Annotated in this window: 17 protein-coding genes and 1 pseudogene; 4 read left to right on the top strand and 14 right to left on the bottom strand. The window is 48.5% G+C overall.

The window, feature by feature from the left end; translation table 11 throughout:
• Positions 1–74 precede the first annotated feature (74 nt).
• A pseudogene (locus DK872_RS25545) lies at positions 75–926 on the top strand (IS3 family transposase); the annotation flags it as partial.
• A gap of 314 nt (positions 927–1,240) precedes the next feature.
• Here DK872_RS25545 and DK872_RS25540 read toward each other — a convergent pair.
• The 3 genes from DK872_RS25540 to DK872_RS25530 all read right to left on the bottom strand — a co-directional run bounded on the left by DK872_RS25540 (position 1,241) and on the right by DK872_RS25530 (position 3,468).
• On the bottom strand, positions 1,241–1,906 hold the full coding sequence (locus tag DK872_RS25540) for a hypothetical protein (RefSeq protein ID WP_161518969.1): 666 nt from the start codon (positions 1,904–1,906) through the stop codon (positions 1,241–1,243).
• Positions 1,903–2,313, bottom strand: coding sequence for a RusA family crossover junction endodeoxyribonuclease (locus DK872_RS25535; protein WP_161518968.1), 411 nt, complete (start codon positions 2,311–2,313; stop codon positions 1,903–1,905). The genes DK872_RS25540 and DK872_RS25535 overlap by 4 nt, the downstream gene beginning before the upstream one ends.
• Positions 2,314–2,565: 252 nt before the next feature.
• On the bottom strand, positions 2,566–3,468 hold the full coding sequence (locus DK872_RS25530) for a bacteriophage abortive infection AbiH family protein (protein ID WP_161518967.1): 903 nt from the start codon (positions 3,466–3,468) through the stop codon (positions 2,566–2,568).
• A gap of 92 nt (positions 3,469–3,560) precedes the next feature.
• Here DK872_RS25530 and DK872_RS25525 point away from each other — a divergent pair, with 92 nt between their 5' ends.
• The 3 genes from DK872_RS25525 (at position 3,561) to DK872_RS25515 (ending at position 6,685) form a co-directional block, all read left to right on the top strand.
• The gene (locus DK872_RS25525) at positions 3,561–4,478 is read left to right on the top strand and encodes a hypothetical protein (RefSeq protein WP_161518966.1); all 918 of its coding nucleotides are present in this window, start codon (positions 3,561–3,563) and stop codon (positions 4,476–4,478) included.
• Positions 4,479–5,236: 758 nt separating this feature from the next.
• Complete coding sequence (locus tag DK872_RS25520) at positions 5,237–6,226, top strand: glycosyltransferase (RefSeq protein ID WP_161518965.1); 990 nt, start codon at positions 5,237–5,239, stop codon at positions 6,224–6,226.
• 3 nt (positions 6,227–6,229) lie between these two features.
• Positions 6,230–6,685 carry a hypothetical protein gene (locus DK872_RS25515; protein WP_237656257.1) on the top strand — a complete coding sequence of 152 codons (456 nt, stop codon included), beginning with the start codon at positions 6,230–6,232 and terminating at the stop codon, positions 6,683–6,685.
• A gap of 79 nt (positions 6,686–6,764) precedes the next feature.
• Here the strand turns inward: DK872_RS25515 and DK872_RS25510 are convergent, their stop codons facing one another.
• The 11 genes from DK872_RS25510 to DK872_RS25460 form a co-directional block, all read right to left on the bottom strand.
• Entirely contained in the window at positions 6,765–7,139 is a 375-nt protein-coding gene (locus tag DK872_RS25510) for a TA system toxin CbtA family protein (protein ID WP_161518964.1), read from the bottom strand.
• A 49-nt stretch (positions 7,140–7,188) separates the two neighbouring features.
• Positions 7,189–7,548, bottom strand: coding sequence for a type IV toxin-antitoxin system YeeU family antitoxin (locus DK872_RS25505; RefSeq protein WP_161518963.1), 360 nt, complete (start codon positions 7,546–7,548; stop codon positions 7,189–7,191).
• Positions 7,549–7,570: 22 nt separating this feature from the next.
• On the bottom strand, positions 7,571–7,792 hold the full coding sequence (locus DK872_RS25500) for a DUF987 domain-containing protein (protein WP_161518962.1): 222 nt from the start codon (positions 7,790–7,792) through the stop codon (positions 7,571–7,573).
• A 13-nt stretch (positions 7,793–7,805) separates the two neighbouring features.
• Complete coding sequence (gene radC / locus DK872_RS25495) at positions 7,806–8,288, bottom strand: DNA repair protein RadC (protein WP_161518961.1); 483 nt, start codon at positions 8,286–8,288, stop codon at positions 7,806–7,808.
• A 241-nt stretch (positions 8,289–8,529) separates the two neighbouring features.
• Positions 8,530–9,009: an antirestriction protein gene (locus DK872_RS25490; RefSeq protein ID WP_161518960.1), complete on the bottom strand. Its 480-nt coding sequence runs from the start codon at positions 9,007–9,009 to the stop codon at positions 8,530–8,532.
• Between the two features lie 79 nt (positions 9,010–9,088).
• Positions 9,089–9,910, bottom strand: a complete 822-nt coding sequence (locus DK872_RS25485; RefSeq protein WP_161518959.1) for a DUF932 domain-containing protein — start codon at positions 9,908–9,910, stop codon at positions 9,089–9,091.
• A 110-nt stretch (positions 9,911–10,020) separates the two neighbouring features.
• Positions 10,021–10,233 carry a hypothetical protein gene (locus DK872_RS25480; RefSeq protein ID WP_161518958.1) on the bottom strand — a complete coding sequence of 71 codons (213 nt, stop codon included), beginning with the start codon at positions 10,231–10,233 and terminating at the stop codon, positions 10,021–10,023.
• A gap of 80 nt (positions 10,234–10,313) precedes the next feature.
• A complete protein-coding gene (locus DK872_RS25475; protein ID WP_237656256.1) occupies positions 10,314–10,673 on the bottom strand; it encodes a hypothetical protein in 360 nt (119 codons plus the stop codon).
• A 75-nt stretch (positions 10,674–10,748) separates the two neighbouring features.
• A complete protein-coding gene (locus tag DK872_RS25470; RefSeq protein WP_161518957.1) occupies positions 10,749–11,213 on the bottom strand; it encodes a hypothetical protein in 465 nt (154 codons plus the stop codon).
• A gap of 277 nt (positions 11,214–11,490) precedes the next feature.
• Positions 11,491–12,636, bottom strand: coding sequence for a hypothetical protein (locus DK872_RS25465; RefSeq protein ID WP_237656255.1), 1,146 nt, complete (start codon positions 12,634–12,636; stop codon positions 11,491–11,493).
• 381 nt (positions 12,637–13,017) lie between these two features.
• Positions 13,018–14,628 carry a YfjI family protein gene (locus DK872_RS25460; protein ID WP_161518956.1) on the bottom strand — a complete coding sequence of 537 codons (1,611 nt, stop codon included), beginning with the start codon at positions 14,626–14,628 and terminating at the stop codon, positions 13,018–13,020.
• Positions 14,629–14,766: the final 138 nt, after the last annotated feature.

Genomic DNA, 14,766 nt, shown 5'->3' with positions numbered 1-14,766 from the left:
TAACACACCTCCAATATAAGGGCTGACAGCAAGTGCAATTTTAGCAAGTTGAGTGGGGGCGAACCATTCCATTAGCTTTAAAACCAGCGAGAAAGCGTGAGCTGGTCAGCTATCTGATCGCGCAGTTTGCCATGAGCTTACGCCAGGCCTGCAGGACATTGTCGCTGAGCAGGACGGTATTTCGTTATCAGCCGGATACGCGACGTGATGAGCCGGTGATTATGGCGCTGACCGTGGTGGCTGAACGCTATCCGCGATACGGATTTAAAAAGCTTTTTCAGGTACTTCGCAGGCAGGGCAATAGCTGGAACCATAAAAGAGTTCACCGTATTTACTGCCTGCTGAAACTGAATTTTCGCCGTAAGGGAAAACAGCGCCTGCCGGTACGTAATCCGGCGACGCTGGCAACGCCGGAGGCGATAAACCAGAGCTGGTCCATCGATTTTATGCACGATGCGCTGGTCTGCGGCAGACGCTTCCGGACCTTCAATGTGGTGGATGACTTTAACCGCGAGGCCCTCGCAATAGAAATCGATCTGAATATCCCGGCACAGCGGGTGGTCAGGGTGCTGGACAGGATCGTGGCAAACCGGGGTTACCCGCTGAAACTGCGGATGGACAACGGCCCAGAACTGGTCTCGCTGACGCTGGCGCAGTGGGCTGAAGAGCACGGTGTGATGCTGGAATTTATCAAACCAGGGAAACCAACGCAGAATGCCTTTATTGAACGTTTTAACCGGACGTACCGGACAGAAATACTGGATTTTTATTTATTCAGAACGCTGAATGAAGCACGGGAAATTACAGAGCGCTGGCTGGCTGAATATAACAGCGAACGGCCCCATGAATCCCTGAATAACCTGATGCCGGAAGAGTACCGGCTGATGACTGAAACTCCGGACATCTCAAAAAGTGCGTGGAACTAAAACCGGTGTGCTTACATGGTGACCTGCCCCCATTGAACTCACAGCCAAAAACGGACGTTACTAATTGATAAAAATGTTCCTTGAGGTCTTATAGGTAGTCATAAGATGATTGAGGTACAGAGAATTAAATTTTCAATAGCTGGTACAAGACTTACATAAATTCAGAACCTCAGGTATAACGATGATATATGATGTGGAAATATTACCCAACTGCCAAATGATTGGAGTGATTGACGTATAAAATACGTTCACCCTCAATGTTTAATGGAGTGCTTAGAATTTCAAGCACCCCATGTTCCGATGGAAAAAATGCATTAATCACTAATTTGGTTTTTATATCTATTTAAAGCTAAGAGAGTCATTTTAAAGAATTTTTCAACATTTTCAATGCTTACGTCGCCAGGTAAATTATGGCAAACAAAGTTCCTTAAACTTAGGAATTCTCTCGAACGTTCAAATTCTTGATAATCAAGTATGCCTTCAGAATAAGCTGAGTTTAATATGCTTAAGTCAGATAATCCTGAAGTTTCAACTCCCTCATTTTTTAAATGCATAGATAAAATTGAAATATAACAAATCCAAATCTGAGGAACTAAAAAAATAGATAAGTTTGAATTTTTTAAATTTTCCTCTACTAAAATAAGGGTCTGTGATATTTTATCAATATCTAATTCTGGAGTTGGTTTTTTGAATTCATTGATCTCATCTTCATTTATCGTCACTACTGAAAACTTCCAACCAGGATGAGACTGGACTATCTTGCTAATTTTAAATAGTTTTTCGGTATTCACTCGTGCTTTGGATGTTTTAACTTCGATTAAGATATTTTCATCACCTCTGGTAGCCAGAATATCTGGAATATATCCCTCTAAATTAAAAGGTATGAGATCTTGTTCTGGGTTACGTACAACAGTGTAACCGTCGGCTTCATACTGCTTGGCGATATGAATTTCAGCCATTATTGCAACACTTACGTTCATACAACCTCACTCAGTTCAATTGAATCATAGATAGCTACGTACACGCAGGGGTTCCCATCGATAATTGCTTTTCCTAGCATATCTGGAAGTCCGGCAGGATCATTAGGTTCATTTAGAAAACGCATATGAGCTGATACATCTTTGATTAAAACATCATCACTATATATTTTTTCATTCAGAGCATCCTGAACCGGCTTTACAAAATTATTGATATCCCCTGGCATTGAAAAATCAGCAAGGTAAACCATCAAAAATTTCAATTTCTTATCAGTTATAACCGCCTGCCCATTCCAGGCGATTACTCCCACGGATGAAACGTACTCCATCCATTCTTTTTTGTTGATTTTATTTTTACATTGATGCGATACAGGCATTCTTGGCATCAAAAACTCTACAAGCTTAGCCATAGGCGTCTACCTTAACATTTTGTAAGTAGTCCAGAATACTACATAGCATCTGGAGTTTCCTCCTATATAACTAAGGTGAAATTGTAATGCCTAAAATTGAGACTATTGCTAATTTAGCCCAAATCATAGAGCACATTACATGTCCGCCCCTCGCTCTAAGCTGCCGTTCAGTTGTCTCTGAAAGGAGGCCGCCAATCTCTGACCCGGGCTGCAGATGGGTATATCATCGAACCTATCTGATACTGGACATAATTACAGATTATCCCAGAGCGCTTTTCTGACAGAAGCGGGTCTGATCCCCATTAGTTCAAGATTACGGGATTTCTCATCCCACTCCTCTTCGCAGCGGCACGCTATCACCCATTGTGCCGCTGCAATGGATTTCTGCAGAAAAAGAGCCTGGAAATAAGCCGCATCAACTTCAGACAGAGAATGGCCTAAAATCACCACCTGCGTAACCTCGCTCAACTCCTCAAAAACAAACCGGTGTTTAGCAATAAGCTTCTGTGAAGGCTTAAAAGTCGCGAAGAAATAGTCATCAATGATGCTGTTCGCTTCCATGAGCCGGGTATCAATCTCTGCGATATCGGCTCTTTCGTTGAGAGAGGGGCGGGATCCCGGCTCCCAGGCATGCCCCAGAATCAAATCATCATCCCTCGTCTCCGCAGAACCGTGGATGTGAAGAACACGCTCCGGTTCGACTCCGTAGACACGACTAAGTGTATTGGTGTAATTAAAGCTCAGAAAGGTTGCCTGTGGATCCAGCGTAGTCAAGCGGTTAGGTGTATTTGTACACGAGGGTATCGGCAACTGACGGATCCACAGTCCGAATTGGTAACGCAGGCCCTTAGAAATGCGTCTGACTACCTGCTCCACCTCATACTGAAAATCATGATGACTTGCATCACTCCAGTCTTCATCGCCGTAAGAGCTCATGAAATGGCCAAGATTGTTGATAAGCATGTCGGCATCAAGACCTGCTAATGCAGTTTCAAGATCACACCAGTCATCATCCACGGGTAGATATTCTTCAACGTCCCGGTAGATATCCGAATCCCTCGCCCGGAGGAATTCCTTAAAATGCCACAGGCTAGAGGGGATGCAATGCCTGAGATCGAAGCCATTCCCGATGACATAGAGTGTTGTTGTCTGCATAGATCCTCTCACGACGCATTGCCAGTTTGCGTTGAAATAACTGAACATCTCCTGTTTTATATCAGTAGATACCCTAACCACACCGGAACATTATGGAAAAAATCATCCCGACAGTAGTTCAGTTTATCAAGCTTGGTGAGGCTGGTGAATGGGAGCGGCAGTGTCTGTCAGATGGCACACTTCGGTTTGGTTATCATCAAACCCCGAACAGTCTCTGTGTTGAGGAACGATGGGAAGATGTTCATGATATTTGGCTTAACATCCGTGATAGGCGTCAAGCCGTCGCGACCAGTGACGTAAGGCAGATTAAAACTTTCTACACGGCAGGAGCAGAGACAGTATTCATCACCTTTTGGGGCGGGTTTCTTTACTGGTGTCGCCCCACAGGTCAGGTAGAGGTCCTAGAGGATGGAAGTCGACTCCGAAAGACGGTTGAAGGGTGGAAAAACACCAGTATTGGTGGTGCACAGCTAACGACAGATCATCTGAGCGGTGACCTTTTAAGGGTTCAGGGGTACCGGGGAACGATATGCAACGTAAGCGCACATGATTATGTTGTTCGTAAAATAAATGATGAAGATCTATTTGCCGTTTCAGCTGCGAAAAAGGCTGAGGAGGCATATCTAATCGCGATAAAAAATCTGTGCCAATTGCTGACTTGGCAGGATTTTGAACTACTGATTGACCTTATTTTTTCAACCAGTGGGTGGCGACGCACCAGCATTGTCGGGAAAACACAAAAAACGCTGGATCTTGAGCTTGAATTGCCCACCACCGGTGAGAAAGCGTTTGTACAGATAAAATCGTATGCAAATGCAGGTACTCTAAGTGAGTATGAAAAACGTTTCAGGGAAACTACTGCTTATAAAAGAATGTTTTTTATCTGGCACAGCGGGCCTTTATCCGAAAGTATCAAAGCCGACGGCATTACGTTAATCGGCCCCGATAAGTTAGCCGGGCTCATTCTGGACAGTGGATTAACAAGATGGCTTCGTAAAAAAGTTTCGTGATATTCCGACCTTACCGTTGACGCATATGCAAAGCATCTACGTGACAAAACCTGCAACGCCATCTTACGCTACAACACCATTAGCCCCAGCCGTCAGACTCGAAACGCATTCCTTGGCAATTCGGCGGCGTGCCTGTTATCCATATGTTAATCACCTACGGAGCACTACGCCTGCGATGTCTCCCACCGTAAAACCCAGTGTCATAATCTCATCAATACTCTGTAACAGCTCACCGGTCATGTTCATGGCCGGTGGCTCGCTATTTCGGAAATACAGACCTCTATAGTCGGGATACGGATGGCGTGTAAAGCAGAGTGAAAAAGATGATCGATTAAACCGATCGATTGGTGATAATTGATCTGCAAAATGAATTATCCGGCCCGGTAGTGCCTGTGATAAATTCCCAAAAACTCATTTAACGTATTGTTTATTAATTTATTTCCTGTCTTCTGGCGGGCGGCCTTCTTTTGTCCTGCGGGCACGGCATGGGAATGCGACAGCAGGTGATGGAATGAAAAGATGTGCCAGATGTAACAAGAAAAGAGGCGTTCTGGACCGGATTTTCGGGCTGGATAAAGAATTCTGCGATGACTGTCTGATGGTGGTTAACCAGGAAATCAGAGAAAAACGAGTGGTATCCACACCAGCACGGAAATCACCGGGACGCTCTTCCTGATAATGTTTCATACCCGGCAGGTTATTGCCCCTTATGGGGTGACAACTCTGAACCTTTCCTCTGTTTACATTCCCTTAGTGCAATGAAAATCAACATTGATATCAGCGTCATCATTCCTGCCTTCAATGCAGCTGACAGCATCGGAGCTCTGGTCCATACACTGCTTGGCGAAACAACGCTCAGTGCTGAAATCATTGTTGTGAATGACGGTTCAACCGACGAAACATGGACGGTACTCAGCGCCATTACAGATGAACGGCTTATTCTCATTCGTCAGGAAAATCAGGGTGTGTATGCTGCCCGTAATACTGCACTGGCGATTCACCGTGGCGAATGGGTGGTGTTCCTGGATGCGGATGACCGGGTTTCGGTAGATTTTCTGCAGGAACGACTGCGCACAGCCCGCGAAACACAGGCCGATGTCGTCCTTTTCAATGCCCGGCATACAGACAGCGCCGGACATCTGCGGCATACCGTTCACCGCAGACAGCCTTACAGTCAGACGCTGACGGGTCAGCAGTGGATACGCCATTGCGTCAGTCAGAGGGAATGGCCGCATTATCTGTGGCTGCAGATAATCCGTTCATCGTACATTCGCGAGCATGACCTGAGATTCCAGGAAGGGAAAAGCCACAAGGACATTCTCTGGACGATACAGCTTGCCGCCGCAGATGGCCGGTTTTATTTCTCTGACAGGCAGGATTACCTGTGGGTGAATAACCCGGCATCAATCACACACCGGCCGGATTATTACGATATCCGCGCGTTCAGCTATAGCGACGTGATTGCAGATATTCTGGCACTCAGTGCACAGACGCAGTACCGGGCAGTCAGACGAGCGCTGGTCAGGCATGCGCTGGTGGAAAGCCGTCACTTTCTGGGCCTGTACCGGCGCAGGGTGAATGACCGGCAGGCGGTTCGGGCGCGTTTTCGTGCGCGGATAGCCTTTTGCCATCTGGTACCCGGCGTGAGCAACCTGAGCGATGTCTTTTTCCTCCTGAAGCTGGTCCGCAATATTTATTTGCCTGGTGTCCGCAATACTCCCGCAGCCGTTTCGCAGGTGCGGCGTTAATCCATGGATATCTCAACGCTTCTGGCGCGGTCGTGGCAAACTGCGACAACGGGTGATGACTCCATTCGCTCCGCAAGGGATATCGTCGAACACTGGTATGATAAAGGCGGTGACCTCACCCAACGGACCCGACGGTTTATGCTGCGGGAATGCCTGTGGATAGCCGCACATTACCGGGACACCGAAGCGGTACTCACCCGACAGTTCCGGCTGCTGGCCGTGTTACTGTATCTGGGCGGTTATTTTCCGAAAGGGAATGCTGACGGTATGCTCCCGGAGAAATGTTTCATTTTACTGAACGCCCCGGAATTAAGCTCCCTCCTGGCAGATGATGCGGCCCCTGGTGTTCTGGTGGCGTCCTGCCGCACTCTCTTCTACCTCAGACGGATATCTCCGTTAAGGTGTTACCGCCATACCCGCTGTCTGAGCGAACATCTGTATCAACTGATAGAGATCTGATAAAAGCACCCGTCGTTGTGCTGGCGTCTGAGGGGCTGATCGCTGACGGTGTCGGCGTCAACGATCAGGGCTAACTTCCTTATTTCCCTTCGCTGGATCTGCCACTGGTAATGTCAGTAACGGTTTGATAGCCCTTGCGGGGCATCAGCCCGGTAGCCTTGCGGGCGCGGAGCATATCAATGCTGCCGATAAACGGAGACTGCTCTTTCACGCTGAAGCCGTGACGGTCAGTACGCACCAGGTCGTACTTTTCCACGATAAAATTCACCGCGTCACACAGTGAGATACCCGCATCAATGTGCTTCTGGATCACACTGTCGTTGCAAAACGGTGTGTCGTTGAGGGTAAGGCCGTAGTGTTGCTCCAGCAGATACTCCAGTAATTTTTGCCAGATTTCGACTGATGACAGACGTGACGATGCCGCCCTTTGAGGGGGCCGGGATTGTATTTGCATGGTTTGCGCTCTTTGTTGGCTGGTTTGACGAAGGAAAAGCGTCTGTGGTTTATGCGGTTGTTGCAGATGTCGGATAAATTACGATGTACAGATAGCCACAGGAGCCGAGCGTATCGGCTTCACATATCAGCCCTTTTGCGTGGAGCGTGATGCAGCGCTGAATGTGGGGCGTGAGTTCGTTGCTGGTCAGCATAAGCTCCATCTGCTTCATCAGTACCGGAAATGCCTGGTCCAGATGGCGTAAATCTGCGTCATTAAATGTCCCGGCAATGCTGGCGCGGTCAGCAAGGTAATGCAGGTGGTTACCCTCCTGTACCAGCCGGGCACCAAAACACGGCGTGATGTTGCGTCTGAGGCCCCACCAGGGTTCCGCGATATTATGGTTGGTTGCACTGGTTGCTTTCTTCATGTAAGTACTCCTTAACGGTGAATTAATTCAGGGTGACGCTGCGCAGGATCACATACGGACCGTTGCGGTCCTGTCGGCGTTCAGCAAACACGGCCAGCACACCCCGGATATCCTGCACTTCCCTGCCGTGGTAATGGCAGATACTACCGGACCACTTATATTTCCCGGCACAGAAGCGAAACAGCCGGGACTCAGAATGCTGGCGGTATATCGCCATTGCCTGACGTTTGCTGATGATTTTCATCGTTATTCTCTCCTTAAAGCCAGCCACGCTCGGCAAACGAGACGATGTCCATGCCTCCCACGACCAGGTGGTCCAGCAGGCAGATATCCACGAGTTTAAGTGCCTGCTTCAGATGGTCAGTGAGCAGTCGGTCGGCATGGCCGGGTTCCGCATAACCTGACGGATGATTGTGTGAAAGCACGATGGCAGCCGCGTTGTGTTTCAATGCTGCCTTTATCACTTCACGGGGATGTACCTGTGTATGGTTGATGGTGCCAGTAAAGAGCGTTTCATGAGCAATAAGACGATGCTGGTTATCGAGGAAGAGCGCCATGAAGACTTCGCGCTCCAGCGTGGCGAGCTGCAGACGAAGCCAGTCGCGAACCGCCTGGCTGGAGGTAAATGCAACGCCGGGCTCGCGTAACTGGCGTTCCAGTAAGGTCAGTGCACGTCTGATGGTGCGCTGTGTAGTGGGAGATATTTCCCCGCTGCCGGGAGGACAAGTGGTGGTATTCATTTGCTTTTCCTGTCTGCTGACGCGTCGGGAGGGGATGTGTTGTACAGTTTCACGGCAACGACGAACCCGTCGTGCAGGGATTCGAACCATGCCCATATATGGAAGAGAGGGGTACCTGTCGGGAAATGCAGGAAGGGTTCGTCGGTCACAAAGGTCACCGTCCTCATCCCTGACCGTTGTTTTCCCCAGCGCATCCCACAGGGCATTCAGGTGAGACAGTTCATACGGCATGGCGGAACGCTCAGTCGATAATGCGCATGATGGCGTTACATTCCGGGTGATGCAGCGCATAGTCACGCAGACGCCAGTAATGTTGCGTCATGGCGTCGCATTCTGTGCGGCAAGAGTGATGACTGTAAGCGATAAGACAAACTGCAATCCCGGCGGCTTCGGCGCTCATATCTGCGGCGTTGCCATTCCTGGTGTTGAACAGCGACCAGAAGGCATCGTTGTCCGTTTCCGGAGCCATGAAGGCCCCGCCGTTGCTGAGAGAATAAAAACTCCAGATACCGCCGCTGTAGTCAGCGCAGAACCGGTCCATCCACGCAAAGACCTGCGGTTCAAGGGTTATCCACTGCGGGATGTTGCCAAAGTGCTGCGGCCAGAATCCCACACGCTGTTCGTCCGGTACGGGCGTGGCTGTCAGTGCCGGTGCAGAACCGTTATCGCCAGCCTGCAGAGGTAGCTGATGGTTGTCGTTAATATTAATAATGTCGGTCATGTTAATTTTTCCTTATGCATGAGTGTGTTGAATGGAGCTGTCGGGCCGGAGATTGATTTCGGTGGCGGGGCGCGGGTGATTACCTGCCCAACAGGTCCAGCATGTTTTCCGCCATCGCCCAGAGCGCACGGTTTAACTTAACGTCGCCATCAATCCCGTTTACTGCGCGGGTGTGGGTACGTTTACCCTGCGCGGTACGGCCACTTAGCCCGCCTTTCAGCAGGTTTTCCTGAATGCGCTGGTAAGTGGTCCACAGGTCATTGCTCTCGTCCTGCCAGCGACGGGGGGCAAGAATTTGCGCTTCGGTTACTGGCTGGTAATCCTCCCCAAAACGATATGTGAGCGCCGCTGTAGCCAGTGCATGTTGTGCGGGTGACGGGAGTTGCAGGGCCTGCATGGCGTCACGTTTTTCTTCCACCCGGTCAAAGACGCTGAGAACTTCATAGGCCCCCTCAATCACCTTCCCGACGACATCGCCTCTGTGCGGCACGCGGATCTCGCCAAACGACTGTCCGCAGACGAGCGAATTGGTGCAGACACTTCTGAATATCCCTGGCAGCAACTGAAAACTCGATGCGCCATCGTGCGAATTCAGGATGATGATTTCCGGCATCTGCTGGCCGTTTATCTGACCGGCACGACGCAGGCGCAGCATATGCTTTGTATGTTCCCGTCGGCTCTGGTCGCGCACTCGTGACTGACAGGCAAAGAATGGCTGGAACCCTTCGCGTTTAAGGTTCTCCAGCAGGGTAATGGTGGGTATGTAGGTGTACTTTTCGCTTCTGGAGTCGTGCTTGTCTTCCCCGAAGACGCTGGGGACATACTGCATCAGTTCTTCGCGGGTTAAGGGACGGTCACGGCGAATCTGGTTCACCCGGCCAAAACGGCTGGCTAATCGCATGGTTGATTCCTCATCTGATTAATCTGATGGCATAAAAGCAAAAGCCCCTGCTCCGTGAGGAGGCAGGGGCTGGATGTGTTGTTCTCAATGAACGGATCGGTCGGGCGGGACTACTGCGTATCCAGAATCTTCAGTATCTGCGCCATCAGGGCGGTGATAAGTGCAGTGACCAGCAACGTGACCGCTTCCCGGGCTGTATCAATACTGCTGTCATCGTAGCCTGCCTGACGCAGGCGAATTTCAATAAACTGCCGGGCCTGATGGCCGCCGCACCAGGTCAGTGCCTGGGCCAGGGCCGTCACCAGCATTTTCAGAAAGGTCATAGAGTTTGCTCCGGACTGCCCGGTGGCAGCCCGCTGGTGGAGTGAAAATTTATTTGAGGAAGTTGATACAGAAAGGCGGTTCAGTGGTAGGTGTAACGCCATCCCCCCTTATCCGTGGTGACGACAACTTCCGAAGCCACGCAGTTATTATAAAAACTCACTCTGACGGACTGCCCGTAGCGCAGGGCGGCAGGCAGAATGGTTTCCTTATTTTTTGAAGACAGGTACTTCTGGTTATCAATACGACAGTTACCGCGGTTAACGTCTATGTTTTCAACGTTGATACTGTCATCCAGGGAGGTGACCACAACAGTGACGTAGCGTGTTCCGGCAGGGTGAATATTGTTACTGGTTTCCACTTTAATCGGCGGAGCTGATGCAGCCATCACAGGGATGGAGAAGCAAAACAATACGGGCAATAAGCTCAGGTTAATTTTCATATCGGGTTCCTTGTTCAGACGGAAAGATGCGGGAGAGAATGTGTGGGGGACAGTAAAGAACAGTATCTGCCGCGGTCAGAGTGACGCTTTCGAGACGCAGCCATGAGTGCCGAATTCTGGCAGGACGTTGCCTGCACCTTTTAGTGTGAACAGCGCGGGCAGGACGCCATTCCCGGTGACCTGCACCTGCTTACCGGTTCTCAGGGCATTCCAGGCCTGCGCGAGATTGTTATCCCCGCCCCGACTGTCGGACTCACTGATATCAATGGGGTCACTATCGTCAATCCGGACCTGAAGCGTTTTGTCACTGTCCATGCTGGCCTGATGCCCAGTGGTATCAGTGAAGATGACTGTGGCGGGTTGCGTGCCGTCGTCCTCACAGGCCAGATAAGGCTGAGACTTGCCTTTCCCCTTGATAACAAACTCTGATACTCCCTGGCCCCAGCCCCGGGTCCAGGTGGTTTGATTTCCGAAGGCCATTGCCACTGCTGGCACCAGCGCACAGGTCAGCAGTAAAGGGTGAATCATTTTTCTGTTCATTTTTAAGCACCTCTGGTTTTCGTATAGCGCTACCCGGAAAGGGTATCTACATGATTTTTAATAGAAGACTGACAGCCATAAGCATCCCATTGGGATTTTATAGCTGCAAAAATGAAGGGGATAACGATGAAATTCGATCGAACCGATCGACAAAATAGATCGTGGTTCAGCAAAGATATTTACCGTAAACCTTGCCCGAGTTTATCGATGGCCTGGTTTCACTTCAGAAGGGTGATATATACCTGAAATTTTATTGAACAAGGACTGAGTGAGCTCCTCACTGAGGCGGTATGGCGCAGATGCCATATTCCGTGACAGGGGGAACACTAAAAAAACGGTTATAAAAGCAATTGCAGGCTCTATGGTCACTGATGTCCGTATGAAAATATCGTGTCATGTACTGACTGAATAGATACTGAAATTCACGGTAGATTTGTTGAGTCTCTCGCTTGTGCTTCACCTTGATTTCATTGACTAAACGATAGCATTGCTCCAGCAGACAGTCAGCGTCGCCATTCAGTAATGCATGAAATGCGGCAACGACAAATAATTCATTCGCAGGCCCGGCCTGTAGCCAAGTGCTGGCCTCAGTGCAGACCAGTATTTCCCGTAGTGATAACAAATCTAGGCGTAAGGCTTCCTCTTTCAACAGACGTGCCAGTGGGGGAAATGCGTAAATATCTGTACCAAACAGCCTGCGTGACAAACTTAAATCAGCAAAAGCAAGATGCTTAACCCCGGACAGCGCTTCCTGTACGGCATACGAGCCGTACTTATTCGTTAGTGCCTTCAGTAATGTGGATTTGATCGGTTGAGGTGTTTCCGTCGCCTTTATACCACTCAGTACGCCTGACTGGCTGCAGGGGATAAAATCCTTCATCATCCGATTTATAGCGGCAGGCGCGATGATAATGTTCCTGGCGGTATTAGCTCCTCCTTTGGAATTAGGGTAAATATGGCACAGTTCCAACTCCAGCCAAGGGATTAACCGTTTTGTCGTATCGGTAACTCTATGCCCGTTTAGTATGTTATATGCTTTCTGATGGCCTGCCTTGCGCTGATATAACAGGATGAGGTCTGCAATGTCGTCCGGACTGTTAATGCTCCCCAGTCCCAGTGGATTATTTTTCAGAATAGCCTCCACATTGAGCCAGTAAGAATGCTTAACCAATCTCACAATAGCATCGTCATCAATTAACCTGCGAGCTTTATCCCTATGCTCTTTACAGCAATAATGCTGATTACGGGTATCAGAGATACTGATACCACAGGCGGGATACTGGCATATTAATGTCGCTCTTTTTGCTCGTCTTGCTGCATTTACCTGCTTACGTTGATAATGTGCTGGGCATAATCGTAATATGCGTTCAGCAAGTGAATTACCTGTCCTGATAGTGCAGTTATTTCTTTTGCATATAGCCATGATTAAACTCTTATTAAAATATAGAAATAGTATTATTGATTTTATTGGTAATAACGGTGGTGATGTTTTTATGTATCGTTGGATATATTTATTGATTGGTGTTGATTAAATATCAATATGTTTGTCTCAAATGAGTAAGAAATACACTAGCAGAATTATTATATTAAATTACAGATTTTGGTAGCTGTTAATGATTAATTTTCATAGAGCTTTCCACCTGTCGTCATTATCTGTTTGTTTATCACTGCATTCTGAGAAAACCCCGCGCGGTTCGCTACCAGTAGCGACTGGCGCGGGGTTTTTACCTTTGTGACTGTTTTTCGAAGACGTTTAACCAATGTACGTTCTGGCCATCCGGGCCTCTGCAGTTAGATGCCCTAATTAATATTCCAGCCTGTTAAAGTCAAAGTATTCAAAAGTATACCTGCCAGTGACATTCTCTGACGATGCAATAATCGGGTTGTGTCCGTTCTCCCAGAATTCCGGTGGAATACGCCATGAGTTACGATTTTCCAGGGAAGGCATGGCAATATACACCGCAGAATGACGGCCAGGACTAATAAAACAAATCAGACCCAGTGCGATTAACTGCTCCAAAACAGATTGTGATTTACTGGCGTCACGCAGTCGATTCGGGCCGTACCGGTTTACCTCATTTTTCCTGAGTGGATATCCTTTACTATCGAGAAATTTCTCTTTAAGCCACCCGAACATTTCGTAAACGTCTTCCATAAATGCATTCCGTTCAGAAGAAGGGAAAAAAAGCCTTTCCGCTTCTTCAAGGTGCCATTCCACAATTTTGAAGGCGGCCTGTAAAACCCCCTTCGAAATACATAAAATGTCAGGTGAATGTATATGCGTGAGAACAGCTGCAACCCTGAGAGCATTAGTCCCCGCTTTGGCTGCAATTTCACCGATATGCTCCAGTTGCTGTCCGGGACCTATTTTACGGCTGAGTTCTGACTGTTTTTCTGTCCAGTAAACGGTCGCATCATCAGTTAACCTGAGCGTTTGTTTCTGCGAGTCGTTTCTATAAAAACGAGCCTTCTGCTTATCAAGCAATTGGTTAATTTTCCGGTGGAATACATTTAATGCTTCATCAGACTGAGCGTGACCAGTATTCGCGCGGCGACGACCCAGCGTGCTGATGGTATTGATGTAAAGAAATCGTGACAGAAAACCGCTGCCCTTGCTAAGTTCACCGTGGTTACAGAGGTAATTTTCAAATACCGGAGGCTGAACCATTAATGACAGGGTCAGGCAGGCATTGATATCGTACTCTTCGCCGCCCGTGCGGCGGTATTCATAGGTCTCCCCATCCCAGGCTTTATTAAGTAAACCTAGGTTGTTTTTCAGATACCCCTTAAAAAAGGTAATCGCTTCATCTGAGACCACCCCGGCTTCAGAATACCGACTCAGGCCTTCAAGGAGCGCCTTTGCGGTGGTGTCATCATAAAGCATCGCCAGACGGGCCGGAGGCTGCTTCCGGGTTTCTGCATGCTCATTTAACAGCCGCTCTTCCTCTGTCCCCTCAGAACCGTTTTTGATGGCAGTGTACAGATTACTGGTCAGTGCTTTCTGATGTATTTTCCAGATATTGTCAGCACGCAGGTGTGCCTTCATCAGACAATCGTGCTGCTGCTTCATTTGCTCAGAGAACCGGTAAAAAGGCTTCATCACCTTTTTGCTGATACTGGTCTTACCTTCTCCTGAGACAGCCAGAGCCAGTAAATACAGTGCACAGTGCATCGGATCCGATGAGTGTGGTGGTACTACTTCAATATGAGCCTGACAGGCGAGGGAAGCTGCTGCCAGTACGGCACCCGCTATCAATTCCGCCGGGATACCCGTCTCGTTATAAAGAGCATCAATGACACCCTGCATCACCGGCGGGAAAGCACAGACAGGGTAACTCTCCGGGATCCTGTTTTGTACGGGAATATAAGGCGCTGGCATTTTCGGAACGACCGAGTTTGGCAATAAATTCTGCATGTAATATCCTCCTGGATTACTATTTTTTAGTAATAGGTTAGTGTTGTGTGTAATAAAATAATTAGACGTCAAAACTCTTATTTAAAAATAATGGGCCATGCTAGCTAAATAATTATTTTCAGTTTGTTTACAAATGGT

The organism is Kosakonia sp. MH5 (assembly GCF_009935945.1).
GTDB lineage: Bacteria > Pseudomonadota > Gammaproteobacteria > Enterobacterales > Enterobacteriaceae > Kosakonia > Kosakonia radicincitans.
This window is presented reverse-complemented; position numbering and strand designations above follow the sequence as displayed.

What these genes read in the sequence shown, in the direction of transcription:
- DK872_RS25485 (WP_161518959.1), bottom strand. Translation starts at nt 9,910, where the DNA reads ATGCGATTAGCCAGCCGTTTTGGCCGGGTGAACCAGATTCGCCGTGAC.
- DK872_RS25510 (WP_161518964.1), bottom strand. Translation starts at nt 7,139, where the DNA reads ATGCAAATACAATCCCGGCCCCCTCAAAGGGCGGCATCGTCACGTCTG.
- DK872_RS25520 (WP_161518965.1), top strand. Translation starts at nt 5,237, where the DNA reads ATGAAAATCAACATTGATATCAGCGTCATCATTCCTGCCTTCAATGCA.
- DK872_RS25525 (WP_161518966.1), top strand. Translation starts at nt 3,561, where the DNA reads ATGGAAAAAATCATCCCGACAGTAGTTCAGTTTATCAAGCTTGGTGAG.
- DK872_RS25460 (WP_161518956.1), bottom strand. Translation starts at nt 14,628, where the DNA reads ATGCAGAATTTATTGCCAAACTCGGTCGTTCCGAAAATGCCAGCGCCT.
- DK872_RS25530 (WP_161518967.1), bottom strand. Translation starts at nt 3,468, where the DNA reads ATGCAGACAACAACACTCTATGTCATCGGGAATGGCTTCGATCTCAGG.
- DK872_RS25535 (WP_161518968.1), bottom strand. Translation starts at nt 2,313, where the DNA reads ATGGCTAAGCTTGTAGAGTTTTTGATGCCAAGAATGCCTGTATCGCAT.
- DK872_RS25490 (WP_161518960.1), bottom strand. Translation starts at nt 9,009, where the DNA reads ATGACCGACATTATTAATATTAACGACAACCATCAGCTACCTCTGCAG.
- DK872_RS25505 (WP_161518963.1), bottom strand. Translation starts at nt 7,548, where the DNA reads ATGAAGAAAGCAACCAGTGCAACCAACCATAATATCGCGGAACCCTGG.
- DK872_RS25540 (WP_161518969.1), bottom strand. Translation starts at nt 1,906, where the DNA reads ATGAACGTAAGTGTTGCAATAATGGCTGAAATTCATATCGCCAAGCAG.
- DK872_RS25470 (WP_161518957.1), bottom strand. Translation starts at nt 11,213, where the DNA reads ATGAACAGAAAAATGATTCACCCTTTACTGCTGACCTGTGCGCTGGTG.
- DK872_RS25480 (WP_161518958.1), bottom strand. Translation starts at nt 10,233, where the DNA reads ATGACCTTTCTGAAAATGCTGGTGACGGCCCTGGCCCAGGCACTGACC.
- DK872_RS25465 (WP_237656255.1), bottom strand. Translation starts at nt 12,636, where the DNA reads ATGGCTATATGCAAAAGAAATAACTGCACTATCAGGACAGGTAATTCA.
- DK872_RS25475 (WP_237656256.1), bottom strand. Translation starts at nt 10,673, where the DNA reads ATGAAAATTAACCTGAGCTTATTGCCCGTATTGTTTTGCTTCTCCATC.
- DK872_RS25515 (WP_237656257.1), top strand. Translation starts at nt 6,230, where the DNA reads ATGGATATCTCAACGCTTCTGGCGCGGTCGTGGCAAACTGCGACAACG.
- radC (WP_161518961.1), bottom strand. Translation starts at nt 8,288, where the DNA reads ATGAATACCACCACTTGTCCTCCCGGCAGCGGGGAAATATCTCCCACT.
- DK872_RS25500 (WP_161518962.1), bottom strand. Translation starts at nt 7,792, where the DNA reads ATGAAAATCATCAGCAAACGTCAGGCAATGGCGATATACCGCCAGCAT.